The sequence below is a fragment of the Pseudomonas alvandae genome (assembly GCF_019141525.1).
Lineage (GTDB): Bacteria > Pseudomonadota > Gammaproteobacteria > Pseudomonadales > Pseudomonadaceae > Aquipseudomonas > Aquipseudomonas alvandae.
The window spans coordinates 3,845,274-3,872,167 of the sequence record NZ_CP077080.1 but is presented as its reverse complement, the minus strand read 5'-3'; the positions used below and the strand labels follow the sequence as shown (position 1 = coordinate 3,872,167).

General features: G+C 60.1%; 25 protein-coding genes. 16 read left to right on the top strand and 9 right to left on the bottom strand.

Translation table 11 applies throughout. The features are described from left to right. Positions 1-61 precede the first annotated feature (61 nt). The gene (locus KSS97_RS17060) at positions 62-1,195 is read left to right on the top strand and encodes an FAD-dependent oxidoreductase (RefSeq protein ID WP_217859720.1); all 1,134 of its coding nucleotides are present in this window, start codon (positions 62-64) and stop codon (positions 1,193-1,195) included. Positions 1,196-1,295: 100 nt separating this feature from the next. On the opposite strand, the gene KSS97_RS17055 is transcribed toward KSS97_RS17060, so the two are convergent. After that, positions 1,296-1,991: an EthD domain-containing protein gene (locus KSS97_RS17055; RefSeq protein ID WP_225936047.1), complete on the bottom strand. Its 696-nt coding sequence runs from the start codon at positions 1,989-1,991 to the stop codon at positions 1,296-1,298. Positions 1,992-2,286: 295 nt separating this feature from the next. On the opposite strand from KSS97_RS17055, the gene KSS97_RS17050 reads away from it, so the two are divergent. The 4 genes from KSS97_RS17050 to KSS97_RS17035 all read left to right on the top strand — a co-directional run bounded on the left by KSS97_RS17050 (position 2,287) and on the right by KSS97_RS17035 (position 7,454). Then, on the top strand, positions 2,287-2,712 hold the full coding sequence (locus KSS97_RS17050) for a YciI family protein (RefSeq protein ID WP_217862038.1): 426 nt from the start codon (positions 2,287-2,289) through the stop codon (positions 2,710-2,712). 23 nt (positions 2,713-2,735) lie between these two features. Then, complete coding sequence (locus tag KSS97_RS17045; RefSeq protein ID WP_217859719.1) at positions 2,736-3,143, top strand: VOC family protein; 408 nt, start codon at positions 2,736-2,738, stop codon at positions 3,141-3,143. A 286-nt stretch (positions 3,144-3,429) separates the two neighbouring features. Continuing rightward, entirely contained in the window at positions 3,430-4,449 is a 1,020-nt protein-coding gene (locus KSS97_RS17040; RefSeq protein WP_225936128.1) for a substrate-binding domain-containing protein, read from the top strand. After that, a complete protein-coding gene (locus KSS97_RS17035) occupies positions 4,437-7,454 on the top strand; it encodes an EAL domain-containing protein (protein ID WP_217859717.1) in 3,018 nt (1,005 codons plus the stop codon). Before KSS97_RS17040 ends, KSS97_RS17035 begins: the two co-directional genes overlap by 13 nt. 9 nt (positions 7,455-7,463) lie before the next feature. Here the strand turns inward: KSS97_RS17035 and KSS97_RS17030 are convergent, their stop codons facing one another. Then, entirely contained in the window at positions 7,464-8,900 is a 1,437-nt protein-coding gene (locus tag KSS97_RS17030; RefSeq protein ID WP_217859716.1) for an amidase, read from the bottom strand. A gap of 114 nt (positions 8,901-9,014) precedes the next feature. Between KSS97_RS17030 and KSS97_RS17025 the strand changes: the two genes are divergently transcribed. Both KSS97_RS17025 and KSS97_RS17020 read left to right on the top strand, forming a co-directional pair. Then, positions 9,015-9,608 carry a TetR/AcrR family transcriptional regulator gene (locus KSS97_RS17025; protein ID WP_217859715.1) on the top strand — a complete coding sequence of 198 codons (594 nt, stop codon included), beginning with the start codon at positions 9,015-9,017 and terminating at the stop codon, positions 9,606-9,608. A 5-nt stretch (positions 9,609-9,613) separates the two neighbouring features. Then, on the top strand, positions 9,614-10,516 hold the full coding sequence (locus KSS97_RS17020; protein WP_217862036.1) for a LysR family transcriptional regulator: 903 nt from the start codon (positions 9,614-9,616) through the stop codon (positions 10,514-10,516). A gap of 27 nt (positions 10,517-10,543) precedes the next feature. Here the strand turns inward: KSS97_RS17020 and map are convergent, their stop codons facing one another. The 5 genes from map to KSS97_RS16995 form a co-directional block, all read right to left on the bottom strand. After that, complete coding sequence (map, locus tag KSS97_RS17015; protein WP_217859714.1) at positions 10,544-11,320, bottom strand: type I methionyl aminopeptidase; 777 nt, start codon at positions 11,318-11,320, stop codon at positions 10,544-10,546. Further along, a complete protein-coding gene (locus KSS97_RS17010; protein WP_030141658.1) occupies positions 11,317-11,529 on the bottom strand; it encodes a ParD-like family protein in 213 nt (70 codons plus the stop codon). Before KSS97_RS17010 ends, map begins: the two co-directional genes overlap by 4 nt. Before the next feature lie 165 nt (positions 11,530-11,694). After that, the gene (locus tag KSS97_RS17005) at positions 11,695-11,967 is read right to left on the bottom strand and encodes a hypothetical protein (RefSeq protein ID WP_217859713.1); all 273 of its coding nucleotides are present in this window, start codon (positions 11,965-11,967) and stop codon (positions 11,695-11,697) included. Positions 11,968-12,056: 89 nt separating this feature from the next. Beyond that, a complete protein-coding gene (gene chrA / locus KSS97_RS17000) occupies positions 12,057-13,418 on the bottom strand; it encodes a chromate efflux transporter (RefSeq protein WP_217859712.1) in 1,362 nt (453 codons plus the stop codon). A gap of 118 nt (positions 13,419-13,536) precedes the next feature. Beyond that, positions 13,537-14,406: an NmrA/HSCARG family protein gene (locus KSS97_RS16995; RefSeq protein WP_217859711.1), complete on the bottom strand. Its 870-nt coding sequence runs from the start codon at positions 14,404-14,406 to the stop codon at positions 13,537-13,539. A 123-nt stretch (positions 14,407-14,529) separates the two neighbouring features. Between KSS97_RS16995 and KSS97_RS16990 the strand changes: the two genes are divergently transcribed. Further along, complete coding sequence (locus KSS97_RS16990) at positions 14,530-15,405, top strand: LysR family transcriptional regulator (protein WP_217859710.1); 876 nt, start codon at positions 14,530-14,532, stop codon at positions 15,403-15,405. 21 nt (positions 15,406-15,426) lie between these two features. Here KSS97_RS16990 and KSS97_RS16985 read toward each other — a convergent pair whose 3' ends face one another. Then, positions 15,427-15,675: a hypothetical protein gene (locus KSS97_RS16985; RefSeq protein WP_030141654.1), complete on the bottom strand. Its 249-nt coding sequence runs from the start codon at positions 15,673-15,675 to the stop codon at positions 15,427-15,429. A gap of 484 nt (positions 15,676-16,159) precedes the next feature. Between KSS97_RS16985 and KSS97_RS16980 the strand changes: the two genes are divergently transcribed. The 3 genes from KSS97_RS16980 to KSS97_RS16970 all read left to right on the top strand — a co-directional run bounded on the left by KSS97_RS16980 (position 16,160) and on the right by KSS97_RS16970 (position 19,328). Continuing rightward, complete coding sequence (locus KSS97_RS16980; RefSeq protein ID WP_217859709.1) at positions 16,160-17,572, top strand: acyclic terpene utilization AtuA family protein; 1,413 nt, start codon at positions 16,160-16,162, stop codon at positions 17,570-17,572. Then, positions 17,572-17,880 (top strand): DUF4387 domain-containing protein, encoded by a 309-nt coding sequence (locus tag KSS97_RS16975; RefSeq protein ID WP_030141652.1) that lies wholly within the window; start codon positions 17,572-17,574, stop codon positions 17,878-17,880. The genes KSS97_RS16980 and KSS97_RS16975 overlap by 1 nt, the downstream gene beginning before the upstream one ends. Positions 17,881-17,954: 74 nt before the next feature. Further along, positions 17,955-19,328, top strand: coding sequence for an MmgE/PrpD family protein (locus KSS97_RS16970; RefSeq protein WP_217859708.1), 1,374 nt, complete (start codon positions 17,955-17,957; stop codon positions 19,326-19,328). Between the two features lie 49 nt (positions 19,329-19,377). On the opposite strand, the gene KSS97_RS16965 is transcribed toward KSS97_RS16970, so the two are convergent. Next, complete coding sequence (locus tag KSS97_RS16965; RefSeq protein WP_030141650.1) at positions 19,378-20,583, bottom strand: citrate synthase; 1,206 nt, start codon at positions 20,581-20,583, stop codon at positions 19,378-19,380. A gap of 257 nt (positions 20,584-20,840) precedes the next feature. Here KSS97_RS16965 and KSS97_RS16960 point away from each other — a divergent pair, with 257 nt between their 5' ends. The 5 genes from KSS97_RS16960 (at position 20,841) to KSS97_RS16940 (ending at position 26,889) form a co-directional block, all read left to right on the top strand. Continuing rightward, on the top strand, positions 20,841-22,130 hold the full coding sequence (locus KSS97_RS16960) for a CitMHS family transporter (RefSeq protein WP_198795862.1): 1,290 nt from the start codon (positions 20,841-20,843) through the stop codon (positions 22,128-22,130). 84 nt (positions 22,131-22,214) lie between these two features. Continuing rightward, entirely contained in the window at positions 22,215-23,612 is a 1,398-nt protein-coding gene (locus tag KSS97_RS16955; protein ID WP_198795863.1) for an OprD family outer membrane porin, read from the top strand. A 30-nt stretch (positions 23,613-23,642) separates the two neighbouring features. Beyond that, positions 23,643-24,659, top strand: coding sequence for a phosphoglycerate dehydrogenase (locus KSS97_RS16950; protein ID WP_217859707.1), 1,017 nt, complete (start codon positions 23,643-23,645; stop codon positions 24,657-24,659). Beyond that, positions 24,656-25,639: an alpha/beta hydrolase gene (locus tag KSS97_RS16945; RefSeq protein ID WP_217859706.1), complete on the top strand. Its 984-nt coding sequence runs from the start codon at positions 24,656-24,658 to the stop codon at positions 25,637-25,639. The genes KSS97_RS16950 and KSS97_RS16945 overlap by 4 nt, the downstream gene beginning before the upstream one ends. Beyond that, the gene (locus tag KSS97_RS16940; RefSeq protein ID WP_217859705.1) at positions 25,636-26,889 is read left to right on the top strand and encodes a lipase family protein; all 1,254 of its coding nucleotides are present in this window, start codon (positions 25,636-25,638) and stop codon (positions 26,887-26,889) included. The genes KSS97_RS16945 and KSS97_RS16940 overlap by 4 nt, the downstream gene beginning before the upstream one ends. Positions 26,890-26,894: the final 5 nt, after the last annotated feature.

The window sequence follows — 26,894 nt, the reverse complement described above, 5'->3', positions numbered from 1 at the left end:
AGCTTGTCGGTGCGCCAGGCAATGTCCGCCCGATTGAAATAAGAATAATTAGGAGAGCGCGATGATTGCAGCAGTCAATAAGGTCCTGGTGATCGGAGGCGGGTTTTCCGGTATGACCGCGGCTATCCAACTCGCCCGCCAGGGCGTCGAAGTCGACCTGGTGGAAATAGACCCACTGTGGTGTCCGCTGGGGGCGGGTATCACCCTCAGTGGGCCTACGTTGCGAGCCCTGGATACGATTGGAATCCTTGAGCGGGTGGCTGGGGAAGGGTACCTGTCGACCAACTTCGATGTGTTTTCACCGGCAGGGGAGCTGATCGTGCAATTGGCACTTCGACCTCCGGTCAGCGATAAACCGATCCCCTGTGGCGGCGGCATCCTGCGCCCGGTGCTGGCCCGGATCTTCGCCGAAAAAACCAGGGAAGTGGGCACCCGCGTGCGCCTCGGCATCAGCTACGACACCATCAGCCACCAGGACGATGGCATTGAAGTGTCGTTCACCGACGGGACTTCTGGACGCTATGACCTGGTCATCGCCGCTGACGGTGTGCATTCGCGGATGCGCAAGGAATTTTTCCCGCAAGCACCGTCGCCAAAACCCATCCATCAGAGTGTCTGGCGCGCGGTGCTGAGGCGCCCGCCGGAAATCGTCCGCCCGACTCACTGGCTGGGGCGCACCAAGGTCGGTGTCAATCCGATTTCCGACACGCACATGTACATGTTCCTGATGGAGAACCGCGATTTTTCCGAGTGGATCGATCCGGCCACCTGGCCGGGTGAGATGGCCCGTCTGCTGGGCGAGTTCCCAGCCCCGATCCTGCAAGCGCTGGTGCCGCAGCTGTACGAGTCGGGCGCCAGTATCGACTATCGTCCGCTGGCCAATCTATTGGTGCCGTTACCCTGGCACCAAGGCCGCATCGTGATGATCGGGGATACCGTGCACGCCACCACGCCGCACTTGGCTTCCGGGGCTGGAATTGGCATCGAGAGCGCCATCGTGCTGGCTGAGGAACTGCTCGCCGAAAGTGATCTCCAGACAGCCCTGGCCCGATTCGAAGCGCGACGTTGGGAGCGGTGCCAACTGGTGGTCGAGAACTCCGCGCGTCTGTGCGAGCTGGAAAAGAATGGCGGTGATAAAGACGAGCATGCCCAGATCATGCGCGAGTCCACCGCGCTATTGGCCGAGCCTGTTTGAGCCCGGGCCGGCATAAATAAAAGGACGGCTTTGATAGTCGTCCTTTTTTATTCCGGGCCGGTCCTGATTTCACAATCGTCCGGCGGTAATGGCTGAAGGTCTATTGGCCCAGATCGAGAATGACGACTTCCTTCACGTAGACGAAAAACGATTCTGACGACAGCGCGATCCCTTCGTCGGAAAGCTGCTGGAACAACGACCTCTGGTACTGCCGAAAACCTTGAAGGTCCGCTTCGTTTTCGAACCACAGGCTGGAAACGCCTTCGTAGACGCCTATGTCCGGCCCGAAATAAGACGTCACCCGGTCACCTTCGGGCATATACCGGGCGCGAACGTGCCTGCGCAGAGCCTTCTGGAACGCCGGACATTCACTCGCTGCCGCAGCATGAGCGCGATCCCAGGCGCTGAAAAAAGCCTCGAGCTGCACCGCGGGGTTCTTTTTGAGGAAAAGCATGGCCTTCCAATTCGTGGGCAATGTGCCGGTTTCGGACAGTTCGACCTCATCCATCAGTTGCGCAACCTGTTTGGAAAGGTCAGCGAAGTTCTTGGCATCAGGTCCCGTGGTTTGCTGGGTATAGGGGTCGCTGAAGGTGGCGATCAGGTCCGACATGTTTTCAAAGAACAATTCCGTTATGGAATCCCTGTGAAATGTTTGCGTGTAGGCGTTATCGGAATCGACGCCAAAGGCTGCGTCGATGACGTGGTTCTGGACGTAGCGCTTGACGCCCAGGGGCTTGGCTTGGGCGATCTTTCCGTGCTGGTGCTCTATGTAGTCGAGGAATTCAACATGGGTCATGCCGGGTTTCCTGCGCACAGCGGCTAGCATCTTAATCATGAGCGGACTCTCGCTTTATTATCATCGACGGACTTTTTGACCCTGAAAATATAAGGCGAGGGTCGGGCGGCTAACCAATCGCTATTTCGGCTGCCAGGTATCGCGCAATGCCATGCCTGATCAACTCATTCCCGGGCTTTACCACGCTTCGAAAAAAAACGCCGCCACGCTGTCGATTCGAGTCATCGCCATTCGACTACCCTGTAGAGCCGCCACACGGACGGCCTGATCCATTCATTCCCCAGGAGATATGAGCATGCGATTTATGGTGATCGTCAAGGCCAGTCCGGAGTCGGAAGCCGGAGAAATGCCCAGCGCGGAGCTGCTGGCTGCCATGGGTGCCTACAACGAAGAATTGGTCAAGGCGGGGGTGATGCTCGCCGGCGAAGGCCTGCATCCCAGTGCCCAGGGCGTGCGCGTACAGTTTTCCGGCAAGGACCGGACCGTCGTCGAGGGGCCGTTCGCCCAGACAAGCGAGTTGATCGCCGGGTTCTGGATTTTCAAGGTCCAGTCACTGCAGGAGGCGATCGACTGGGTCAAGCGCTGTCCGAACCCGATGATCAGCGACAGTGAAATCGAGATCCGCCAGATCTTCGAACTCGAGGAATTCGGCGAGAGCTTTACCCCCGAACTACAGGCACAGGAAGAACGCCTGCGGGCGCAGATATCCAGTCAATCGTGAAACGGATGAAAGGAGAGTACACCATGAAAATCATTCCCTACCTGACCTTCGATGGCCGCTGCAAGGAAGCCTTCGCGTTGTACAAGGACGTGCTGGGCGGCGAGCTGTTTTCCATGTCCTTTGCCGAGGCGCCAGAAGATGTCGGCATGCCCAAGGACCCGAACCTGATCATGCACACCTGCCTGACCGTGGGCAACTTCAGCCTGATGGCGTCCGACTGCCCGCCAGGCCAGCCGTATCGCAAGCCGCAAGGCGTGTCGGTTTCTCTCAACGTCGACAGCGTGGAGGAGGCCGAGCGGCTGTTCAACGGCTTGAGTGCGGGTGGCAGCGTGTACATGCCGATGGCGAAGACGTTCTGGGCGGAACGCTTCGCCATGTTCGAAGACCGTTTCGGGATCGCCTGGATGGTCAACTACGAGGGGCGCCAATAGGCCGGGCGTAGCCAGGGTCGCCAGCCTGGACGCGGTCGGCGGCCCGAAAAGGACTTGATAGTTGCAGAACCCGGCTATCCTCTCGGTACTGCATTCTTGGCAAAGGGACGCCATGCCAGACTATGAACGCGCCACCGGCCCTGGATCCCACCTCATTCGGGGTGATCGAACCTGTTTGATCGGGCCGTCGCTACGCTGGGTGACGTCAATTACGGTCTCCTGTTTCCTTGCGGCGACTTCCGGCTACGGCCAGGAGCAACCACACGAAGCGGCTGCCACGGTGACGGTGGCCCAAGCCCAGGAAATCGTAGCCAAGGCCACCCTCGGGGCCGTCCGCTGGAGCGGTCCGCAGGCCGGTCCGCCAGCCCAGCGGGGCAAGAGTATTGCGCTTGTCGCAGAGGACTTGCGCAACGGTGGCATTGTCGGCGTCGCGCAGGGTGCCCGGGAGGCAGCCAGTGCGATGGGTTGGACGCTGAAGATATTCGATGGCGCAGGCTCCGCGTCCGGTCGCGCCAAGGCTTTTTCCGATGCCCTGGCGGCGAAGCCCGATGGCCTTATCCTGTGCGGCTCCGATGCCCTTGAGAACAACGCGGCGCTGATGCGCTTCGCCGACAAGGACATCCTGGTGGTCGGCTGGCACGCCGGGGTGCACCCCGGGCCGATTGACGGTACGCCGGTGGCCATGAACGTCACGAGCGACCCGCTTGAAGTGGCACGGCTTACCGCCATGGCGGCGGTGGCGCAGTCAAACGGACAGGCCGGCGTGGTCATTCTCACTGACTCCAAGTACAGCATCGCCATGACCAAAGCCAAGGCCATGGAGGACGTCATTCGGGCCTGCCAGGGGTGTTCGATGCTGGAAGTGCGCGATGTCGCGATCTCCGAAAGCAGCGAGAAGATGCCTGCCGTGACCAGGGAACTGCTCCAGCGCTATGGCAAGCGCTGGACCCACACGCTGGCGATCAACGATATCTATTTCGACTATTCGATTGCCTCGTTGACCGGCGCCGCGATACCCAGCAATGGCATCAGTCTTTTGTCTGCCGGGGATGGCAGCGCTTCGGCTTTCCTGCGCATCCAGGCGAAAACCTACCAGACCGTTACCGTCGCCGAGCCGCTCAACCTGCATGGCTGGCAAGTAATGGACGAATTGAACCGGTTGTTTGCAGGCCAGCCGGTGAGCGGCTTCATCGCGCCGATCCACTTGGTCAACGCCGACAATGTCGCCTTCGATGGTGGAAAAAAATCCCAGTACGATCCGGATAACGGCTATCGAGACATCTATCGCCGCCAATGGAACCCCTGATGTTGGATATTTTTTCCCGGCTTGGACGCCAGCTCTGGCCACAATCACTCCGCGCCCAGTTCGCGCTGGCGTTTGTGGCGCTGGCGCTGTTGATTCTCGCGGGGGGAGCCACGGCGGTCTATGCGTTGCGCTCCTCGAACAACGCCACTCGCCAACTGACGGATGAGCGGTTGGTCCGCATGCAATATGGCCAGGACATGGTGCAACGTACATTGCTGATCGAACGCCAGACTGACCAGCTCCTGACTACCCGTTCACCAGACGTCCTGCGATCAAGCTATGCCGCGACCGTCGAACAGCTTGGCGCCCTGGACCAACTGGTTCAGCAGTTGACCGCCGCGAACAGTGCCGTAGCGATACTCGATATGCATCAGTCGAGCCAGTTGTTCCGCAATACCGCCACCATCGTTGCACAGTTGCGTGAAAGCCTGCTGCAAACCGAGATTACGTTCGAGCAGGCCCTTGAGGATCGCACCGCCCGGTTAACGGCGGCCAGTACCCCGGCCAGCCTGGAGCGGGCGGTGTTGCTTTTCGATCTGTCGCAGACGGCTGACGGTGAGGCGGTGCAACGACTGCGGATGCGCTATGAACGTTTGTCACCCGAAGCCGCTTCACTTGACGCTGACATGGGCAAGCCCGATCTGTTTTCCCTGCGCGGGACGCTCGTCGATCAGCACAACGTCATAAAGCGCTTCAACGAGGAGTTGCAGAATCAGGCCGGGGTGTTGGTCACCTTGGCCCGTGCGCAGTCGAATGCCTACACCGAGGACTATCGCGCAGCCGTGCAGCGGCTGGTGGGGGACTCGAACCGTAGCCAGCAATGGGTACTGATCATGTTGGGCGCCAGCCTGGTGCTCGCCTGGTTCGTGACCCGGGTCTTCATGGGCCGCCATGTGCTCGTGCGCCTGAATGAGATAAGCCGGCAGTTGCGCCAGGAGCATGCGGACAAAACGCATTTGATGATGGCGGACCATGGGAACGACGAGATCGGCAACATGGCGCGGGCGGTGAATCAGTTTCTTGAGGACCGGCTTCAGTTGGAAAAAAGAACCGCCCAATTGAGCATCGCCACTGAACGGCTCGCCGTGCAGAACAGCCGGCTGGAGCAGGAGGCGATCATTCGTGCCGGACAAGGCCATGTCCTGGAGCTGATCGCCAGGAGCACCGAGCTTGCCGAGGTGCTCGACAGCCTGGCTCACCTGGTCGAGTCCCAGCTGGAGGGCATGATGGTGTCGATCCTCTTGCTGGATGAGGAAGGCAAGCACCTGCACCACGGGGCCGCGCCCAGTTTGCCCAAAGCCTATAGCCAGATCATCGACGGGATCGAAATCGGTCCGAACGTCGGTTCATGTGGTACTTCGGCGTATCGCCGAGAACCGGTGATCGTCACGGATATCCAGCAGGATCCGCTGTGGGAGGCATACCGTTCAATCGCCGAGCCCTACGGGTTTCGTGCCTGCTGGTCGACGCCGATCCTGTCCCATGAGCGAAAGGTACTGGGGACATTTGCGTTGTATGCCAAGACCGTGCGCAGCCCCAGCCGGGCCGAGACGCAACTGATCGATCTGGCGACACCCCTCGCCGGGATTGCCATCGAACGCCAGTTGACGGAAAAGCGCATTCGCTTCATGGGCGATCATGACGTGCTGACCGGGCTGCCGAATCGCACGCTGCTCGAAGACCGTCTCAAGCAGGCCATGCTCTATGCCCAGCGCTATAACCGGCTGGTGACGGTGGTGTTTCTCGACCTGGACAAATTCAAACTGGTGAATGACAGCCTTGGGCACAGTGCCGGTGATGAACTGCTGAAGACGGTGGCCCAGCGCATGGTCGAGTGCGTCCGCCGGACCGACACCGTTGTGCGGCTGGGTGGCGACGAATTCGTGATCATCCTGTTCGACCAGCCCTCGGACCTCGACGGCGTGACGCCCGTCCTGCACAAGCTCCAGGAAGCCATCCTGCAACCGATCCACCTCAGCGGCCATAAACTCCACGTCACCTGCAGCATGGGGCTGGCGACTTACCCTGCCGACGGCGCAGACACCGATACGTTGATCAGCAATGCGGACGCCGCCATGTACCGGGCCAAGGAGCTGGGTCGCAACAGCTTCCAGTTCTACACGAGCGAGATGAACACCCAGGTACAGGGCAAGCTGGCCATGCAGGATGGGCTTCGAAACGCCCTCGACAATGACGAGTTCCTGCTGCTGTACCAGCCACAGGTGGACTTGCAGTCGGGCCAGATCATTGGCGTGGAAGCGTTGATTCGCTGGCAGCACCCCGAGCTTGGCATGGTGTCGCCCATCAAGTTCATTCCCCAGGCCGAAGAAACCGGCCTGATCGTGCCCATCGGCGACTGGGTGATCCACACCGCGTGCCGACAGAACAAGGCGTGGCAGGCGGCCGGCTTGCCGCCGATCACCGTGTCGGTGAACATCTCGGCGCGCCAGTTCGTCGAAAGGAACCTGATCGACCGGGTCAACCATGCCCTGCAGGAAACCGGGCTTGAGCCGATGTACCTTGAGCTGGAGCTGACCGAAAGCCTGATCATGCAAGACCTCCAGCAAGCCATCAGTAAAATGAAGGCGCTGCAGTCAATGGGCACCAGTCTCTCGATCGACGACTTCGGCACCGGTTATTCCAGCCTTGCAGCGTTGAAGAGCTTCCCGATTGCGAGGCTCAAGATCGACCAGTCTTTCGTGCGCGACCTGCCCGACAACGAAAACGACAAGGCTATCGCCACCGCGGTGATTTCGTTGGGGCACAAACTGAACCTCAAAGTGATCGCCGAAGGTGTCGAAACCGAAGAGCAACAAACGTTCCTGCGGGAAAACGGCTGCGATGAAATTCAAGGTCACTTTTTCAGCAAGGCCGTCAGCGCAGAGGAAATCAGCCTGTTGCTGCGTATGCCACGATTGCCTCAGTCAAGCCGCACCCTGAATCCGGACTCGACAGGACAGGCGCACGGTGTAAAACGCCCGGGCCGTCCAATGCCTGGGCGTTAGTTCAGCGTGTCATAGCTTCCCAGCCCAGACCTCAGGTATTCGCGCCGTCCAAGGCAATGCACGCTCCAATTGTCCTGCCAGGCGCAGCAGCATGTTTTCCCGACCAAAACCCGCCGAGAACTGCACGCCGATCGGCAGGCCCGTTTCCGGATCAAATGCCAGCGGCACCGACATGGAAGGGGTCCCCGTTACATTCGCCAACGCAGTGAAAGGCGAGTGGTTGAATACGCGTTCCATCCAGCCCTTGCCATCCAACTGCTCCTGGCCCTCGTTGTACCTACCGATTGCGGGCGGCAGCGCTGGCAACGTCGGACTCAGCAGGATGTCGTATTGGCAGAAAAAGTTACCCAGGCTGCGGGTCACGACATTCCTGTAATGCATGGCCTCCAGCAAATCGATGGCAGTGAGTTCACTGCCCATCCGGTGCAGCGAAAGCGTGGCCGGCTCAAGCGTGCTGGCATCGACGGGGCGGCCGGTTCCAGCGGCGATGGCGTTGATCCAGGCAGCGGTGTTGGCCGACCAGAACCGGGCATTCATCTCGACAAAACCTTCCCAGCCGAGGCCAATGTCCAGGCAGACCTCTTCCACGTTGTGTCCCATGCCTTGGAGCTGGCCGGCCACATGGCGAGTCGCATTGGCAATCGGTGCGGCGCAATGGCTGGCATTCAGTGGATGCAGCAGAAGGCCAATGCGCAGAGCTCCCGGCTCGCGGGTCACTTCCGATAAATAGGCATGCTGCGGCTTGGCGATCTCGAAGGGATCGCCCACGGCTGCGCCCTGGGTAGCATCCAGCAGGGCAGCGCTGTCGCGCACGGTGCGACTGACCACCCCATGGACCGCGAGCCCGGCCCACACCTCATCCACCGCCGGGCCCATTGAAATCCTGCCCCGGCTGGGCTTGAGGCCGAATAACCCAGTGGAGGCTGCAGGAACACGGATCGAACCGCCGCCATCGGTGGCGTGCGCGGCAGGAACCAGGCCCGCGGCGACGGCGGCGGCCGAGCCACCGCTGGAGCCACCCGCACTGCGACCCAGCGCCCAGGGGTTGCGTGTCGGTCCCGAAAAAACCGCTTCGGTGGTAGTGCTGGCCGCCAGTTCCGGTGTGCTGGTCCTGCCAAGAGTGACCAGCCCTGCCTGCCGCAAGCGCGCCATCAGGTTGGAGTCCCCCTCGGCGACACACCCGGCCGCCAGGCGACTGCCCAATTCATTCAGACGCCCCTTTCGGGTCAAGCCCAGGTCCTTGACCAGGAAGGGCACGCCGGCGAACGGCCCGGTAGCGGCCTCGGGTTCATCTTCCCAAACCTCAACGATGGCATTGATCCTTGGGTTGAGCTGTTCGATGGCGGACAGTGCCGCGGCCCGGACTTCGGCTTGGGTGACTTGACCGTTGGCGATCAGCTCAGCCAGGCCCAGTGCATCGTATTTGGCGTATTCAGCGGGTTTCATCACATTCTCCGAGCCAATAGCCTGGCAAAAGCGTTATGATTTACTCATCAGTATCGAGCGATACTGTTCGGTATAGTACGATACCGTTGAGTATTTAAGTCAAGCGGAGATCTCATGCGGCCCGAACGAATTCCCCAGTTGGCCCCTCGAGAAAGGATTCTCGATGCAGCCGAGGAACTGTTTTTTACCGAAGGCATCAGTCGGGTGACGGTGGATGCCATTGCGGCAAAGGCCAAATCGACCAAGATGACCGTCTACCGCCATTTCGATTCGAAAGACGCGCTGGTGCTTGAGTGGCTGCGGTTGCTCGTCGAGCAATACTCCGACATTTTCGAAACCCTGGCCGCGCAGCGCGCCGGTGATCCCAAGGCGCAGCTTCTCGGCTTTGCCGAGTTCATCGCACAGGACTTGTCGGCCTCATCCTATCGGGGTTGTCCGTTCACCAATTCATTGGCAGAGATCCCTGAGCGGGCACATCCGGCCCGCGCCCTCATCGAAGAGCACAAAAAACGTCAGTTCCTCCGGTTGGTGGCGCTCTGTGTCGAAGCCGGCCTGGCCGAGCCGAACCAAGTGGCGATGGAACTCACCTATTTGATGGAGGGGGCCCAGGTCGTTGCGCAGAACAACAGCATCGAGGGCGTCGGCGAAAACCTCGTGGCGATGGTTCGGAAAAAAATCGCCGGTGAATCGAGAGACCCTGCAGCGTGAAAAAAATCATTCGAGTCGATGACCTCCAGGTGTTCGTGGCCACGACGGACGTCGGCAGTTTTTCAGCGGCGGCACGGTTGCTGGACATTTCTCCTGCACTCGCGAGCGTCGCGGTGCAACGGCTCGAAGCCAGCCTGGGCGTGCGGTTGTTCGTGCGCTCCACGAGGCGGCTGCGTCTGTCGGATGACGGCGAGCGCTACCTGGCGCATGCGCGGCAGGCATTGGAAGCGTTGGGGGACGGCGAGCTTGCCCTGGCCCAGGGACGCGACGAAGTGGCCGGGACGCTGCGGCTGTCCATGCCTTCGGACATCGGGCGCAACCTGTTGCTGCCGTGGCTGGATGAGTTCCAGCAGTTGCACCCCAAGGTGCTGTTGCAGTTGCGCGTCAGCGACCAGGTGGCGGATCTGTTCAGCGAGCACCTCGACGCGAGCATCCGCTACGGCCAGTTGGCCGACTCGAGCCTCGTGTCCTTGGCGCTGGAGCCTTCCAACAGGCGGACCGTGTGCGCATCCCCGGACTACATCGCACGCCATGGCCGGCCACAGACGCCCGCCGAGTTGAGCCGGCACAATTGCCTTCGTTATGTGATGGGGGACCAGACGTTCGAACGCTGGAGTTTCCAGACGCCCAGAGGTGTGGAAACGGTCCAGGTTGCCGGAAATCGCATCAGCGATGATGCGGATATTGTCAGGCGCTGGGCGGTGTCGGGGCAGGGGATCGTCTACAAATCCAGGCTCGACGTCATGGACGACCTGCGCAGTGGCCGCCTGGTGGAAGTTTTCCCGCCGGACTATGGCCAGCCAGCACCGCTCCAATTGGTGTGCGCCCACCGAACTTCTCTGACCCCTGCGGTGCAGATGTTGAGGGCTTTTCTGGCAGTGCGTTTCGAACGTTACGTGAGCGCGTGAACGACAACGGCGCACATCACATCGGCGTTATCGGCTGTCAACCATGCCCAATTCATCAGTACGCAACGTCAACACCGAAAAGCCGGAAGCTGTCACCGCCACGGTATGTTCGAATTGCGCGGAAAGCGCCCCGTCCTTCGTGACCACGGTCCATCCGTCGGCCTCGGTCCTGACGTGCGGCGCACCCTGGTTGAGCATCGGTTCGATGGTGAAGACCATGCCTTCACGCAGGACGAGCCCGGTCCCCGGCCTGCCGAAGTGCAGCACCTGGGGTTCTTCGTGCATTTGCCGGCCGATGCCATGGCCGCAGTATTCACGGACCACCGAATATCCGTTGAGCGTGGCATGGCGTTGGATGGCTGAGCCGATGTCGCCCAGGCGTGCCCCCGGGCGCACGCTGCGGATGCCTTTCCACATCGCTTCGTAGGTGACCCGGACCAGTTTCCTGGCAGTTGGATCGACGTTGCCGATCAGGTACGTCTTGCTGGAGTCGGCGATATAGCCGTTCTTCTCCAAGGTGATGTCGAGATTGACGATGTCGCCGTCTTGGAGCACCTGCGAGCGCGACGGCACTCCGTGGCAGACCACCTCGTTGATCGAGCAGTTCAGCACGAAGCCATACCCGTACTGCCCTTTGCTGGCAGGGCGGGCCTGGAGGTCCCGGACAATCATATGCTCGACCATTTCATCGATCTGAAGCGTCGACAAGCCGATCAAAGAGGTCCGGTCCAGCCGCTCGAAGACTGACGCCAGCAGCCGGCCGGATTCAGCCATCAAGGCCACTTCCTCGGGTCGCTTGATCATTGATAGCTGGCCTCCAGTGGCTGCGCGGTGACACCGGCGTCACTGAGCTCGCGCTGGATGATCTCGTTGAAGCTGAGGGTCGGGCTGGTCTCGCACAGCATGCCGACCTTGATCCAGAAGGCCGCCTGCGCGTTGATCGAGCGGCAGGACACCTTGGTTGCCTTGCGCAGCTGATCGTGGAGTTCGTCGTCGATGTTGACAATGCCCATGTGTAGCTCCCATATGAAACGTAGGTGAAGCATATGCGTTTCATATATTCATGGGCCAGCGTCTTTTTTCCTGCCGCTCCTCAAGGGACTGGTTAGGCCAGGTCCTCGACGCGTGGCAAGATCCTACACGCGACGCGCTTCATCTCCACCACCGTCATGCTCCATTCATTGGCGACGAGCGTTGTCGCGCTGGCGATAGAACTCCGCCCTGCGCCTGGCGTCGTCACGCTGGCTCTGCTCGTAATGCCTGCGTTTTTCACGAGCCATTGCCTCCTGGGCCTTTTGGTGCGAGTCATTCTCCCGTTCGGTTTTTTCCGCTTCCCGCTGTTGTGCCCAATAACGCCGGTATTGTTCCCGGGCCCGGTCGAGGTCTTCAGCATGGGTCTGCTGCGCCGTCACGCACATGATTGCAAAGGCGAGGGTGGTGAGGTGGCGCATGGGAAAACGTCTCCAGTGAGGCGGCAAGCACCGCGCATCCGGTAGACATCTGTTTCTGGAAAAGTTGCCTCTGGAGAATGCTCTGGGCCCTAGCGCAACAGGTGCACGGTCAAGCCCACCAGCGCACAACCGAGCAACACTTGGATCACGCCGCGCTTGAAGCGAAACAGCGCGATCGCCGCCGCCAGCGCAATCAGTGCCGAAGGCCAGTCAAGGCTTCCACTGAATCCGCTTGGCCAGAGCACGTGATAGCCAAAGAAACACGCGAGGTTGAGGATCACCCCGACCACCGCCGCGGTAATCGCGGTAAGTGGTGCGGTGAACTTGAGTTCGTTGTGGGTCGATTCCACCAGCGGGCCGCCCGCCAGGATGAACAGGAAGGAGGGCAGGAAGGTGAACCAGGTCACCAAGGCTGCCGCAACGGCACCCGCCAGGAACACCTGGTCGGCGCCAAACACCTGCGAGACATAGGCGCCGACAAACCCGACGAAAGCCACCACCATGATCAGCGGTCCGGGCGTGGTTTCGCCGAGCGCCAAGCCGTCGATCATTTGGGTCGGGGTCAACCAGCCGTAGTGGCCGACCGCGCCTTGATAGACATAAGGCAGCACTGCATAGGCGCCGCCGAAGGTCAGCAGGGCAGCTTTGGTGAAGAACCAGCCCATCTGCGTCAACGTGCCTTCCCAGCCGAACAGCGCGGTGAGCAAGCCCATCGGCAGGCTCCACAACAACACACCCAGCAACGCCAGGAAGGCGAGCCTCGGCCAACTGAATCGGGCGTGTTCGGGCGTGGGCGTTTCGTCATCGATCAGGGCCGGGCCGAACGACTTTTTCGCGGCGCCATGTCCGCCGACCTGGAATTTCTCCGGTGCCAAGCGGCCACCAACGTAACCAATGCATGCGGCGCCCAGCACGATCAGGGGGAAGGGCACGTTGAACGCGAAGATCGCCGTGAACGAAGCCGCGGCGATGGCCCACAGCCAATTGTTCTTCAATGCCCGCGAACCGATTCGATGCGCCGCCTGAACGACGATCGCCGTGACAGCGGGCTTGATCCCATAGAACAGGCCGGCCACCACCGGGACTTCGCCGAAGGCGATGTACATCCAGGACAGCGCGATCAGGATGAAGAGCGAGGGCAGGACGAACAGGGCGCCGGCGACCACGCCGCCCCAGGAACGATGCATCAGCCAGCCGATGTAGGTCGCCAATTGCTGGGCCTCGGGCCCGGGCAGCAACATGCAGTAGTTGAGCGCGTGGAGAAAGCGTCGCTCGGAGATCCAGCGTCGCCGCTCGACCAGCTCCTGGTGCATGATCGAAATCTGCCCCGCGGGGCCGCCGAAACTGATGAAACCCAGTTTCAGCCAGAACCAGAAGGCAACGCGCAAGCTGATGGGCTCAGGTCTCGGAAGATCGGTTTCGACGGCAGATTTGGCAAGCTCGGGATTCATGAGCGACAGCTCGGAAAAATGAGATGTCGCTACAGTATCGGTTCATCGAAAAATGGAAAGCTATTTGTCGTGATGGGAAGCAATGGCCTCCCACCGGTAGAACACAACACCCGAGCATTCAGGCGTTGCCGACAGCCTCGCGGACAAAGTCTTCATAGGTGCGCAGCGGCCGGCCGAGGATGGCTTGCAATCGCTCAACGGTACCTGCCTCGGCTTGCATGCCGAACCTTTGGATACCGGCCATCATCAGGCGCATGTCATAGGCCAGCCAGCCTGGGCCGAACGAGGCCATTTGCGCTTCGAAGGCGGCCACGTCGTCGCCGCCATAGGCGACCTCGCGACCCAGGGCTGAACGCCAGGCCTGCGCCACGGATGCACCGGTCAAGGCGCGCGGGCCGACCAGTTCCAGCGTGACACGTTCAAGCGCAGCAGGCGCCCGGTCGCGCCGCAGCAACTCGGCGACGGCGACATCGGCGATGTCGCGCACATCGACCATCGAGACACCCGCCGAGCCGATCGGCATCGGGTAGACCCCGTAGTCCTGGATGGTCTGCTGGACCATGAGCTCGTTCTGCATGAAGTACGCCGGGCGCAAGACAGTCGCCGGAATGTCGAGACTGTCGATCATGCGCTCCACCGTGTGCTTGCCGGTGAAGTGCGGAACATTAGTGAATTTGTCGGCGTGTATGACCGACAGGTAGACAATGCGCTCGATGCCGGCCTCTCGGGCCAGGTTCAGCGCGATCAATGCCTGTGTCACTTCGTCCGGCGTGACGGCATTGAGCAGGAACAGCGTGCGCACCGAGGCAAGGGCTGCGCGCATCGAGGTTACGTCCGTCAGGTCGCCGACGACTTCGGTGACGCCTGCCGGAAACTCCCGCTTGGCGGGCTGGCGCACCAGCGCTTTTACATCGGCGCCTTGCTCGGCGAGTCGTGCGGTGATGAGTGAACCAATGGTGCCGGTGGCGCCTGTGATCAAAATGCTCATGGATGAATCTCCTGTCGCGGCTATCAAGGGGGGATTTCGATTGCAGTGAGCAGACGATAGGCCGTTGCAGCGGTAAAACGAAGACGCCAGAATGCAGACACCTCGTTTCAAAAGTGGAACAGCATGAACCTGAACGCGTTGATCGATTTTGCGCTGGTCGCCACCCATTCAGGATTGGGAAAGGCCAGCCGTGCCAGCGGCCGGTCGAAAGCTACGCTGTCGCGCCGCATCGCCGAGCTGGAAGAACAATTGGGCGTCAGGCTGATCGAGCGCAGTGCCCGGGGACTGAAGCTGACCGAAGCCGGCGAAATGCTGATTGCCCGGGCCGAAGGTCCGCTGGGCGAAGTCATCGAAGCCATGACCGCGGCCCAGGAAGGCGTCTCGACGCCGCGTGGGCGTTTGCGAGTGGCGGCTCCGGTGTTGTTTTCGCAACTGGCGATGGGGCGCATCGGGGCGGAGTTCTGCGCGGCTTATCCGCAGGTGTCGATCGAAGTGCTGGCGGAGGATCGCCTGGTGGACTTGGTCGAGGAGCAATTTGACGTCGCCATCCGGATCAACCCACGCCCGGACAGCAATCTGGTCGGGCGCTGCTTCGCCAAGGACCGGTTGGTGGTCGTGGCCGCGCCTGGTGTCGCCAAGCCAGAACCCGGCGCAGTCAGCGCCGTTCCCGCTATCGTGTTCTCCAACTTCCAGCCGACCCAGTGGAACCTCGACGATGGGCGCCTGATCCTGGAGCCGATCCCCAGGCTCTGGTTTTCCTCGTTCCTGATGATTCGCGACGCCGCGGTGGCCGGTGGTGGAGCGGCACTTCTTCCGCAGTCCATTGCCTGGAGCCAACTGGCCCGTGGGGAATTGGTTCAGTGGGGGACAGTGTCGACGGTCGAAGCGCAGCTTTGGGTCCTGCACACTTCCAGGCGCCTGGCCGCTCCGAAAGTCCGGGCATTCGTCGATTTCATGTGCGCCCGGTACCCGGACATGTCGCTGGTACTGGAGGGATGACGCGAAGCGTTTACGCCCAACTCAGGGTAGAGGCTGCTCCTTGACCTTGGTTGAAACGACCGCGTCGTAACTTCCAACGGGTTTCACTTCGTTGGAAACCCATAGCCGCTCGCTGCGGCACTTATATTTAACGCCTTTGCGCGGCGTTATGTCCTTGGCCGTTTCAATGCAGATTTCCCTGGATGCGTAGGTCGGCCCGGTTTTTCGCTCTTCCACACAGCCTTCCATGCCACTACAGATCGTCATGACAAGAAAATAGACAGTCATCATCCTAATGTTGCTCCATTGAGCGATGCGGTTATTACGTCCTGTGTCAGCGCGGTTTGGCGCCTGAACGCACAGCGATTTCCCGGCGGATGATGAGCCTGCCTTCAAACCTTCAGCAATGGGACGCCTGTGCCATCTGTCGGGAAAATGGCACCTTATTTAAAAGTTTTTACATGTGGGTGTTTGGTGACGGATTGTTGGCGCCATGAAGGGCGCTTTTATGCGATTTCAGGGCTGCATCCGGCTTTGGCACCGATTCAAAAAAATGCCCTGTCATATAAGAAAAAACCTTCCACGCCAACGCGTTTTATCTGCATTCGACGGATCTTTGTGTTGGCCGATAGTTTCAGGAAAAGTTGCTTGGGAAAGTCCCTTTGATAAATACCTGATGGTGTTTTTTTAGGACTATGTGGACAAAATCTGTCCACTTGTCAACGTAATTACAACCCCTATTATTGGCCCACTGAGTCGCCAAGAAGAGGGTGTTATGGAGCAGTTATTTGAAGGTTGCGTAAAGGTAATCGTTCCCTGTGGTTCTTTGGGAGCAGGTGTTCGCGAAGAAGAAATTGAATACGGGTTGGCGGCAGGGGCCCAAGTCATTGCCACGGACGCAGGCTCCACGGACAGCGGTGCGGCCTATCTCGCACTTGGAAAGTCCAAGAACAATCGCGGTGCAGTCAAGCGCGACCTGACCATTCTAATGAAGGCGCAGGCCAAGTCCGGTGTACCGATTATTGTGGGGACCGCGGGGCAGGCGGGCGGCGATCTCAATCTGGATTGGACGCGGGATATTGCCGTGGAGATCGCGCGGGAGTTGGGCGTGTCGCCGAAGATTGCGCTCATTTATTGCGAGCAGGACAAGCAGACAATTAAACGCTTGAATGCGCAAGGTCGTATCAAGCCGCTCCCACCTCATACCGAGCTGGACGATGAGACGGTGGACAGTTGTGAGCACATTGTCGCGGCACTCGGCGTGGAGCCCTTTCTCGCTGCGCTGGATGCAGGCGCCGATATCATATTGGCCGGCCGCTCGACCGATACCGCAGTCATCGGCTGCTACCCCATCTGGAAAGGCGCGCCTTGGGGCCCGTCGTGGCACGCCGGCAAGACCGGGGAATGTGGCGTGCAGTGTGCCGTCAACCCGACGCTGGGGTCGGGCATCTTGTTGAGCGTCGACGCGAATGGCTTCGAAGTCGAGCCGCTGAGCCAGGACAACCAGTGCACGCCCCACAGTGTCTCGGCCCATATGTTGTACGAGAACAGCGACCCGTTTCGGTTGCTGGAGCCCGGCGGCATCTTGAATGTTGCCGATGCGCGTTACACCGATTTGAATGGCCGTGCTGTCCGGGTAGAAGGCTCGCGGTGGGAACCCATGCCGTACACCATGAAGTTGGAAGGCGCCGCGGCCGGTATGTATCAGACCATCATGTTGGTGGGCATCCAGGATCCCGACGTGCTCAAGGATATTGACGGTTTTCATGATCGTTTGCTGGACGCGCTCTATAAAAGAACCCGGCAATCCATTCCGTCCGAGGAGTTGGGTGAATTTCATATTTCCCTGCGGATGTATGGATGGAATGCTGTTACCGGTGTAAAGCCCGCCGCTGGAACATTGCCGCCACCTGAAATAGGCATGTTATTTGTGGCAACCGCTGCCACTCAGGAAATGGCCAATACCATTGCTCACGCCTGTAATCCTTATTTCTTCCATTATCCAAGTGTCATGGGCAAGGAACTGCCGTCCTACGGATTTGCCTTTACGCCGGCTGATATACCTCGCGGGCAGATATTTGAATTCAAATTGAATCATGTGGTGCAACTTGAAGATCCTTTGGAGTTGGTCCGCTTGGAGTGGATTGATTTATCGGATAGATCGATGGCTGTAAAGGAGCTTGCATAATGACCAAGTTGCGTGATGTCTGCCGACATGTGCGATCCAAACAGGCGGGACCGTTCTGGATCACGTTCGATGTCTTTTTCAACGGGCGCGAGAGTTTCGAGCGCTATAGCGACTGCGCGGCGCTGTCCCCGGCGCAATTCGCAAGTCTCTACGGAGCTGATCCCGAACGGGTCAAGCGCATCGCCGTGCCCGACCTGGAAATGGTCAAGATTTCCTATCCCCGTGCAACGCCCCAAGGCGGAATGGTCGAGCGGGACATGCACGCCGGCCAGCAATATGTGCGCCTGCTCGATGTGGTGATCGACTGAGGCTGCGGTGCCCCGCGCTTTGACATAGTCGCCTCATGGACGAGGCCCATCCAATTCAACCCCCTGAGGTCATCATGACGGACTCGACCGTTGCGAGGCGGCTCGCGCGCTACGCCTGCGAATTCCGGGAGCAGCGACTGCCCGAAGACATCATCAAGCTGGTACGCCAGCGTTTTATCGATAGCCTGGCGTGCGTGCTGGGCGCCTACGGGGCTGATCCGGTCAAGGCAGCGTTGTGTTACGCCGCCGCGAATACGGCGCAATCCTCCAGCGTATTCGGCACCCGCCTCAGGACGACAGCCGAAATCGCCGCCTTCACCAACGGCCTGATGGTTCGTTTCCTGGACTACAACGATGGCTACATGGGCTTGGAGCCCGGCCACCCGAGCGACAACATCCCGGCCTGCCTGGCGCTGGCGCAAGCCGAAAACGCAACCGGCGCCGCGCTGGTCTCGGCCATCGTCCTGGCCTATGAAATCCAGATGCGCCTGCAGGATGCGGCCAGCTTGAACAAGCGTGGTTGGGACCACGTCAACTACATCAACATCGCGATGGCCGCAGCGGCTTCCAACCTGATGAAGCTGGACGTGGTGCAAACCGAGCAAGCCATCAACATCGCCCTGAGTGGGCACCTGGCAATGCGCCAAGTGCGCAGCGGTTCGCTGTCCGATTGGAAGGGCTGTTCCGCAGCCAATGCGGCGCGCAACGCTATTTTCGCAGCGCAGTTGGCGCGTCATGGCATGACAGGGCCGTCGCCGGTGTTTGAAGGCGAGATGGGCTTCTTCAAACAGGTTTCGGGGCGATTCGAGCTGGATGTTGATCGTTTCGGTACACCCGACAATGGCGACTACGCCATACGCCGCTCCCTGACCAAGACGTTTCCCACCAATGGCGAGCTGCACACGGCCGTCTGGGCGGCTCTGGATATCCGCAAGCGGATTGACGGTGTGAAGGACATTGCCGCGATTTCAATCGAAACGTCCGAATTCAACCGTCGAGTGCTCGCCGATACCCCTGAGAAATGGTTGCCGAGAACCCGCGAAACGGCTGACCACAGCTTGCCTTATAACGTCGCCCGGGCGTTGCTGGACGGTGACATCTCAGTCGGCTCCTACGCCGCTGAGAAGATCGCCGACCCTGCGGCGATTGCCTTGATGGAGAAGACCAGTGTCGTCGAGGACCCGGCGCTGACGGCGCTGTTCCCACGGCACCTTGCCAACCGTGTTCGCGTGACCCTGGTTTCCGGCGAGCAAGTGGTGAGCGAGATGATCACCGGGCCCGGATCGGTAGAAACGCCGATGACCGATAGCGACTTCGAACGCAAGTTCCGGCGCATGGCGATGCCGCATATCGACGCATCGGCACAGGCCGCGGTGCTTGAATTCGTGGCGAGACTTGAAGATCAAACCGAGTTCGAGTCGTTGTTCACCGCGATGGCTGTTTCCTAGCAGTGCCTGCGCTCCAATGGCATAGCCCAAAGGAGCGCCCGAGGCGGAATCAGCGGCGTCCGGTATGGGTCGCCGTTGGCAACATCCCGGTGTAGCGAGCGCGAGGCCGGCCCTCGTGGTGCTGGTTGTATTGCTCACTGGCGTGGGCAATCCAGCCGATGGAGCGTCCTACGCCTCCCAATGAAATTTCCTGCCCGTGCAATCCCAGTTTCCTGCCGATGAAGCTCACCATGAGAATGAATTCCGGTGGGTACGCCACGAGCTCCGAGGCCACCGAAAAAGCCTTTTGCAGCTTGATGAACTCGCTGTCGCCATCGAAGGCGGCGGTCAGCGCGGCCAAGAGATTGCTGGCCCGCGGGTCGTTGATCGAGTGGACGTTGGGGCCGAATCCGACGATGTGTCCGTCCTGGTTGTAGCGCTGCAAGATCGGCCGCGTAGGGTCTACGGCGGTACAAATCTCTTCGATCATCCGGCTGGCTGCCTCATTCCTGCCATAGGCGACCTTATGGCCCCGTGCGGCGGCGAGTGCGGCGATAACGGCGTAGTACGGGGTGGCGCCGGTCGTGGCGGCGACGCGGACGCTGTGGGTGGTGTGGTCCAGCTCATGGTCGATACTGAGGATCAGCAGGCGACGAATCAGATCGGCATGGGCGGGCGGGGCACCGCAAGACCGGGTGATGAACTCGTGCAAGGGTTGCGTGCTCGGCTCGGTCGCCCCTACGACCAGCGCGGCAAACCATCTCACGACATCGGCGCCTGTACGGGCGTAGCTGTCGGGGGATAGGTCGAACGCCTTGGGGTTCTCTCGCTGAACCAGGGGGAAAAGCGCGATGGCTTTTTCCTGGGCGGACATATGCTCATAAATCTTCAGCAGTTGGACGCTGTCCTTCGGGGCCCGAGGCAGCGACTCGCCGAATGCCGAAGGCACCTGCCAGATCAATTCGGCCACCTCTTCGACCGTTGCGCGTTCAGCGAGCTCGACGACGTCATGGCCGCGATAAAAAAGCCCATCATCGGTGATCAGCGTAATTGCACTGTCCGACGGCGGGGAGCGTTTCGCCACGGGTTTCTCGGCGGCCGGGACTTTCACGAGCCGCTGGATATCCTCGGCCCAATAGCGACGTTTGGGCGTCCCGGCAATTTTGATGGAGCGAATATTCTTGCGACTGACGTAGGCGTACAGCGTTGGCAGGCTGACCCGGAGCAGGGCGGCCGCCTCGTCTGCGGAGAGGTAAAGGCCTTCTTGTTCTGGCATGACGGGCCCACTCAAGTTGATTGAAAGGCGTACATGTTTATTAGATATGCCGTCATGTCGTCAATGTGTATTGGCGGAAAAATCCCAGTCTGGGTTTGTGAGGCGACTGACGGCTGATAAGCCCGATCCAGCCGGGATGTTGACGAAAAAAATCAAGATTTACAGGGTTTCACCCCCTATGTAGATTTCGGCTGCGCAAGAGATGTTCACATTGATTTCGATGCATCGATAAAAATAATAACGAAAAGGTGAAACGCATGGCTTGGTTAGGTTTCGCAATGGTCGTCACGTTTATGGCACTGATCATAAGCAAGCGGCTTTCTGCTGTGACGGCACTTATCCTGATTCCGGTTGCCTTCGGGCTGGCCAGTGGGGCAGGACCGGAACTGGGCGGGATGGTGATGAATGGCGTGAAGCAAGTAGCGCCCACTGCATTGATGCTGATGTTTGCAATCCTGTATTTCGCAATCATGTTCGACGCTGGGCTCTTCGAACCCGCCGTGCGACGCATTCTTCGCTACGTAGGCAATGACCCCCTTAGAGTGGTACTTGGCACTGCACTGCTGGCCACGGTTATTTCTTTTGATGGGGATGGCGCAACGACGGTCCTGATCGTAACGACCGCATTCCTGCCGCTTTACCTGCGCCTCGGAATGAACCCGCTTATTCTGGCGTTGATGCTCTTGCTGACAAACACGGTGGTCAACCTGATTCCGTGGGGAGGGCCGGTCGCCCGCGCCGCCAGTGCACTTCACCTCGATGTGGCGCAGATGTTCCTGGGGTTGGTGCCGGCAATGTTCGCCGGACTTGCCTACGCGTTTCTCGTGGCGTTCTGGATAGGCCGCAAGGAACGGCGCCGCTTGGGATGGACGCCCGGTACCCAGGACGCCGCACCGGAGGAGGCCGCGTTACCGACCGTGCAGAGTGAAACCCATCGACCGAAACTTTTCTGGATCAACCTGGCGCTTACCGCCGGCCTCATGTATTCGATGGCGACAGGGCTGGCACCTTTGCCGATGTTGATGATGGTAGGGTTTTCCCTGGCGCTGTTGATCAACTATCCGCGCCTGGCGGAGCAGAAGGCGAGAGTCGCGGCACACGCGGAAAGCGTGCTGATGGTGATCGCGCTTATATTTGCCTCAGGTGCCTTCACGGGGATTTTGTCAGGCACCGGGATGGTCGACGGCATGTCAGAGAAAATCGTCCAGCTGATTCCCGAGGGCGGTGGCCAATACTTCGGCATCATTACCGCACTGGTTGCCTTGCCGCTTAATTTCCTGCTGTCCAATGACGCGTTTTTCTTCGGTATCTTGCCGGTGCTCGGGGCGGCGGCTGCCGAATACGGCATCGACCCGATGCATATCGCGCGCGCGGCGGTGCTGGGGCAACCGGTCCATGCATTAAGCCCATTGGTTGCGGCGGTTTATCTCATTAGTGGAATCATCAAGCGTGACATGGGCGATATGCAACGCTATTGCCTGCTCTGGGCCATAGGCAGCAGCCTTGTCCTGATTATAACGGCCGCTATGACGCGGGCAATTATCTGATCAACTAGTTCACTGCGCCGAAGTTTCAAGGACGCCTGTTCGCGTCTGCTCACGTCAAAATAAAAATAATAGATGAGGTGGTCGATGAAATCGATTAACGCCGTCGCTATGACGTTGCTGTCGACATTGTGTGTGTCTGATGTTTGTCTTTCAGCAAGCATCAGTAATCCAGACAGGTTTCAGCATGAAGGCAAGTTGAATGCGTATCTTCGTTCGATGTATATCAATACGCGGATATCCAATGACTTGATTGAAGACCGTTTTGGAGGATTTCCCGACGGTGCCGAATTGGGAGGGACAGGGATCGGCGCGATCCTGGATTACAACTCCAGTTATTGGGCCGGGGTCGTCGGGTTTGACGCGTCGTTGTACGGCGTGGCGATGATCGATTCGAAAGATAACGGTCGAGACTTGTTTGACGACTCCGATGGTACTAACGGCGGCTTCGCCAAAGTCGGACAGGGTTATTTCAAACTGCGTTATGAAGGGGACGGTTGGAACGCCGACTCCCAGATAGGCCGGGGCCGGTTCGATGCGGGGACGTTGGTCACTCTCGATACTCGGATTGTGCCGGGTTCCTATCAGGGCGGCCGGGCCCACCTGAATTTCACCGACATGGGTATTGGCCCGCTACCCGGTACGCTGGGGTTCGAAACCGCGTATATCAACCGTACTTCGCCTCGGGACCGGGAAGAGTTCGAGCACCTGCTGAGCCAGACGGGGGAGGAAATAAAGGACCTGTATACCTACGGCATCAATTACGATTTGAAAGCCGTTGAATTGGGTTACGCCCATGGCGTGGCGCGGGATTTCAATGAAAACACCCGTTATGGGCTGACATTGAAAGCACCCCTCGGCGACAAGGCCGGTGTGGTATTGGACACTCAATATTACCAATTCAAAAAAGCCGGGCGAATCTGGGAGCGTGATTGGGAGGCCGGCGAGGCCGCTTATGATGATGACGCGAGCTGGTTGAATATCAACTTGGGTTTATTGCTCGATAAGTTGCGTCTGGGCGTTTCGTTTTCCGAGACAAATGCCAAGTTGAGCAATGGGCAACTGGGTTACGCCTATTTCGATCATGGCGACAATGTCGACGGCAGGATGGACGCCTGGACGCGCTCCGGTAATGACTTCAATAACCATGGCGAGCGCACTTGGCAACTGGGTGCCGAATATGACCTGGGCGGGCATTCGTTATTGGGAACATCGCTGGACGGTTTTAAAGTCATGGCCATCTATAAACAAGGCGCGTTTGACGCCACCGATCCTTTCAGTGGTCGCCGAACCGATGTGCATGAACGGCAGAACGAATACCGCCTCTATTATCGCTTCGACGAAAAGGAATACGCCGGACTTTCAGTGGGTTTGATTTATATCAACTACCGGATTGACCAGGACTTTGTCGCACTTGTCTCCGCGCAACCCGACAACGTCGTGAGCGGTTCTGAGGCGCGGGTCTATCTGGATTATGCATTTTGACCGTTGAACCTATATACCGAGAGACCGGTGATGCTTAAATCTCGTCATAACGTAGTGGTTACACAGCGATTCTTCGACTCAACGGCTGCTGATTTCCTGGACCACCATGGTTGTAATGTCGTGGTCGCGGACCTGCCGCCGGGACAAGCCGATGGCGACTTGAGCGAATCCCAACTGATCGGGCTCCTCGCCGACGCCGACGCTTGGATTGTCGGCCACGCGAATATCACCGCAAGTCTGTTGAGCAGGTTACCGCGCCTGCAAGTCATCGCCCGGCGTGGCGTGGGTTATGAACGGGTCGACACGGCAGCGGTGGAGGCGGCGGGGAAAGTGGCGACCATCGCGATCGGCGGTAACGACGCCAGCGTTGCCGACCACACCGTTGCGTTGATGCTCGCGGTGTGTCGCCAGCTCAAGCAATGCCAGAAGGGCTTGTCCGCCAATGATTGGTCGATCCCCCTGGGCGGTGATTTGTACCGCAAGACGGTTGGCATCGTCGGCTTGGGCCGGATCGGCCGGGGCGTGCTGCAGCGCTTGTCCGGGTTTGAGGTGAAACCGCTGATCCACACCTCCCGCCCCGACAGCGCCCAAGCCGAAGGTAGCGTTGTGGACCTGGAGACGCTGCTGAGGGAAAGCGACTTCGTCACGCTCCATGCGCCGCTCAATCCCGAGACCCAGGGGATGATCGATGAGCGGGCGCTGAAATGGATGAAGCGTTCCGCGGTGCTGATCAATACCGCAAGAGGCGGGTTGGTGCGCGATGCGGAACTGCTCAAGGCCCTGACGGAAAAGCGACTGGCAGGGGCGGGGCTCGACGTCTTTGAAAGCGAGTCCAATCCCGCGCTGTCGCCCGTTACTGAACAACTCATCCAACTGCCGAACGTGGTCGTGACGCCCCATGTCGGGGCCTCGACGGTCGAGGGGCTCAACCGTACCAATCTGATTGCCGCCCAATGTGCTGTGGCTGTGCTGGAAGGGCGCAGCCCACCCGGCCATTGCGTTATCGCGGACGGGCGTCGAACCGTCGCACAGGGTGAACAGCCATGAGTCCTGGCGAAAACCTGTCAGCGGACTCACGCCCGCCGGTTCATCCTGACTTGCTGGCAGTGGCGGCGTCGTTGCGCGAGGCCGGCCTGCTGCCTGTGGTTCATGGCGATGTGCAAAGCGTCCGGGCGCAGTTGGAACGGATCAATGCCTGGGCGGCGCAACCCAGCGTCGCTCTGAGCTACGAGCGCACGTTGGGGTTTTCCGTTGACGGTCGGACGGTGCCGTGCAAGCTCTATTGGCCGGAGGGCGATGAGACGCCTTGCCTGATGTTCTACTGCCACGGCGGCGGATTTCGCCATGGCTCACTGGCCGGTTGGGATGCACCGCTGCGACAGTTGGTTCGCGACAGTGGCCTGGCGGTGCTGTCCATCGACTATGCGCTGTCGCCGGAGCATCGCTTTCCCGTGGCGTTCAACGAAGTGGTGGCGATTGTCAGCCGTGTCATCAAGCTGGGGACAATCACCGATTGCCCGGTACGCGGCTACGCCATGGGCGGCGATTCGGCAGGCGCCAACCTGGCCTTGGGGGCTGCGATTGCATTGCGCGATTCGGGGATTGATGCGCTGCGGCAGTTGTTATTGTTCTATGGCAGCTTCTCGCGGGACATGAGCTCCGTTTCGTGGCAGAGGCTGGGTGGGTACGGAGGACAGAACCTGTCGGTCGAGACCATGAGCGCCTACTGGGCAAGCTACCTGGCCAATGACGAGGACGACTGGCGGGTTCAGCCAATCATTGCGGATCTGGCAGGGCTGCCACCGGTACGATTGGTGGTCGGCGAGCTGGACCCGTTGTTGGATGAAAATCGCGAACTGGCGCAGCGGCTGAGAGACGCAGGGGTGGCGACGACCCTGCGAGTCTTGCCGAACATGACTCACGGTTTTGTTCGTTTCAATGACAGGGCGCCCGTCGCCCGCAGCGTCATTGCCAAGCAGGGCAGCGCCTTGCGTGCGGCGCTTTCCAGGGAGGCGAACCTCCCATGAAGCTTTTCCGAATCGTGGCCTTTGCCTGTGCCTGCCTAGGAGCGTCCGTTGCCATGGCCGCCGGCACGCTGCCGGTCGGGCCTGCCGCAGGGGATACCGAGCTGTCGGCCTTCTATCGCGGGCCTGAGGCAATGCCCGCGTTGCCCGGCGTACTGCTGAGAAGCGAGAGCATGCCAGTGCAGGCACAGATGCCTGCTGCCGCGCAGGCGTTGCGTCTGCTCTACAGCTCCACCGACGAGCGCTGGCATTCCGGTCTCGTTGCGGTCAGTGGCGCGTTGTACCTGCCGACGGGCAAGCCCCCCGCCGAAGGCTGGCCGCTGCTGGCCTGGGCCCACGGTACGCTGGGGATCGCCGACGCGTGCGCGCCTTCCTGGACGGGGCTGCGCGAGCGTGACGCAGCGTATATCAATCGCTGGCTGGCGCATGGCTTTGCTGTGGTCGTGACCGACTACCAAGGCCTGGGCGGGCCGGGACCGCATCCTTATACGTTCTGGCAAGCCGAGGGACGCTCCGTCCTCGACTCGATTCGCGCAGCCCGCGCCATCCGGCCAGGGCTGATTGCCAATCGCACGTTCCTCGCCGGTCAATCCCAGGGCGGCGGAGCGGCGCTGGGCGCGGCCATCCTTGCCGCGAGCTACGCGCCGGAGCTGCCTATCCTGGGCGCGCTGCTGACGGCGCCGAACAGCACCTTTCCCCAAGGCCCCATTTCGCTGCCACCGCGCCAGTCCAACACCGTGTTCCTGGCGCTGGCGTCCGGCGGATTACGCGACGACGGACCGCGAGTAGAAGACATCCTGACCGCCAAGGGTCTCCAATTGCTGGAGACCGCCCGGCAGGGCTGTACCCGTGACATCGCGATCAAGTCCAAGGCATTGCAGATCAGTTCGTTTGCCGAGCTGTTGACCGTCACCCCAGAGACGCTGAGCGCCCTTCGTATCCCGACCACCGACATGCCGCAGGCATCCATCGCCTTCCCGCTGTTCATCGCCACCGGCCAGGCTGATCGGACGATTACCCCGGAGCGGCAGTACGCGGTCGCAGCGGCGTTGTGCGCCGCCGGCAACGCAGTCACTTGGCGCACGTATGAGGGCCTGGGGCACGACGGGGTACTGCATGGTTCGCTGGAAGATGCCTTCGCCTTCGTCGGGGCCCGACTGGACGGGCAGGGCTATGGCGCCAATTGCACGACCCTGCGAAGACCCGGTCCGCCCGGTGAAAGAGACCCTGATGCGCCGTTCAATGACGATTGAGACGT

Coding starts and splice junctions, on each gene's coding strand:
- KSS97_RS17060 (WP_217859720.1), top strand. CDS start 62: ATGATTGCAGCAGTCAATAAGGTCCTGGTGATCGGAGGCGGGTTTTCC.
- KSS97_RS17055 (WP_225936047.1), bottom strand. CDS start 1,991: ATGACCCATGTTGAATTCCTCGACTACATAGAGCACCAGCACGGAAAG.
- KSS97_RS17050 (WP_217862038.1), top strand. CDS start 2,287: ATGCGATTTATGGTGATCGTCAAGGCCAGTCCGGAGTCGGAAGCCGGA.
- KSS97_RS17045 (WP_217859719.1), top strand. CDS start 2,736: ATGAAAATCATTCCCTACCTGACCTTCGATGGCCGCTGCAAGGAAGCC.
- KSS97_RS17035 (WP_217859717.1), top strand. CDS start 4,437: ATGGAACCCCTGATGTTGGATATTTTTTCCCGGCTTGGACGCCAGCTC.
- KSS97_RS17030 (WP_217859716.1), bottom strand. CDS start 8,900: ATGAAACCCGCTGAATACGCCAAATACGATGCACTGGGCCTGGCTGAG.
- KSS97_RS17025 (WP_217859715.1), top strand. CDS start 9,015: ATGCGGCCCGAACGAATTCCCCAGTTGGCCCCTCGAGAAAGGATTCTC.
- map (WP_217859714.1), bottom strand. CDS start 11,320: ATGATCAAGCGACCCGAGGAAGTGGCCTTGATGGCTGAATCCGGCCGG.
- KSS97_RS17010 (WP_030141658.1), bottom strand. CDS start 11,529: ATGGGCATTGTCAACATCGACGACGAACTCCACGATCAGCTGCGCAAG.
- KSS97_RS17005 (WP_217859713.1), bottom strand. CDS start 11,967: ATGCGCCACCTCACCACCCTCGCCTTTGCAATCATGTGCGTGACGGCG.
- chrA (WP_217859712.1), bottom strand. CDS start 13,418: ATGAATCCCGAGCTTGCCAAATCTGCCGTCGAAACCGATCTTCCGAGA.
- KSS97_RS16995 (WP_217859711.1), bottom strand. CDS start 14,406: ATGAGCATTTTGATCACAGGCGCCACCGGCACCATTGGTTCACTCATC.
- KSS97_RS16990 (WP_217859710.1), top strand. CDS start 14,530: ATGAACCTGAACGCGTTGATCGATTTTGCGCTGGTCGCCACCCATTCA.
- KSS97_RS16985 (WP_030141654.1), bottom strand. CDS start 15,675: ATGATGACTGTCTATTTTCTTGTCATGACGATCTGTAGTGGCATGGAA.
- KSS97_RS16980 (WP_217859709.1), top strand. CDS start 16,160: ATGGAGCAGTTATTTGAAGGTTGCGTAAAGGTAATCGTTCCCTGTGGT.
- KSS97_RS16975 (WP_030141652.1), top strand. CDS start 17,572: ATGACCAAGTTGCGTGATGTCTGCCGACATGTGCGATCCAAACAGGCG.
- KSS97_RS16970 (WP_217859708.1), top strand. CDS start 17,955: ATGACGGACTCGACCGTTGCGAGGCGGCTCGCGCGCTACGCCTGCGAA.
- KSS97_RS16965 (WP_030141650.1), bottom strand. CDS start 20,583: ATGCCAGAACAAGAAGGCCTTTACCTCTCCGCAGACGAGGCGGCCGCC.
- KSS97_RS16960 (WP_198795862.1), top strand. CDS start 20,841: ATGGCTTGGTTAGGTTTCGCAATGGTCGTCACGTTTATGGCACTGATC.
- KSS97_RS16955 (WP_198795863.1), top strand. CDS start 22,215: ATGAAATCGATTAACGCCGTCGCTATGACGTTGCTGTCGACATTGTGT.
- KSS97_RS16950 (WP_217859707.1), top strand. CDS start 23,643: ATGCTTAAATCTCGTCATAACGTAGTGGTTACACAGCGATTCTTCGAC.
- KSS97_RS16945 (WP_217859706.1), top strand. CDS start 24,656: ATGAGTCCTGGCGAAAACCTGTCAGCGGACTCACGCCCGCCGGTTCAT.
- KSS97_RS16940 (WP_217859705.1), top strand. CDS start 25,636: ATGAAGCTTTTCCGAATCGTGGCCTTTGCCTGTGCCTGCCTAGGAGCG.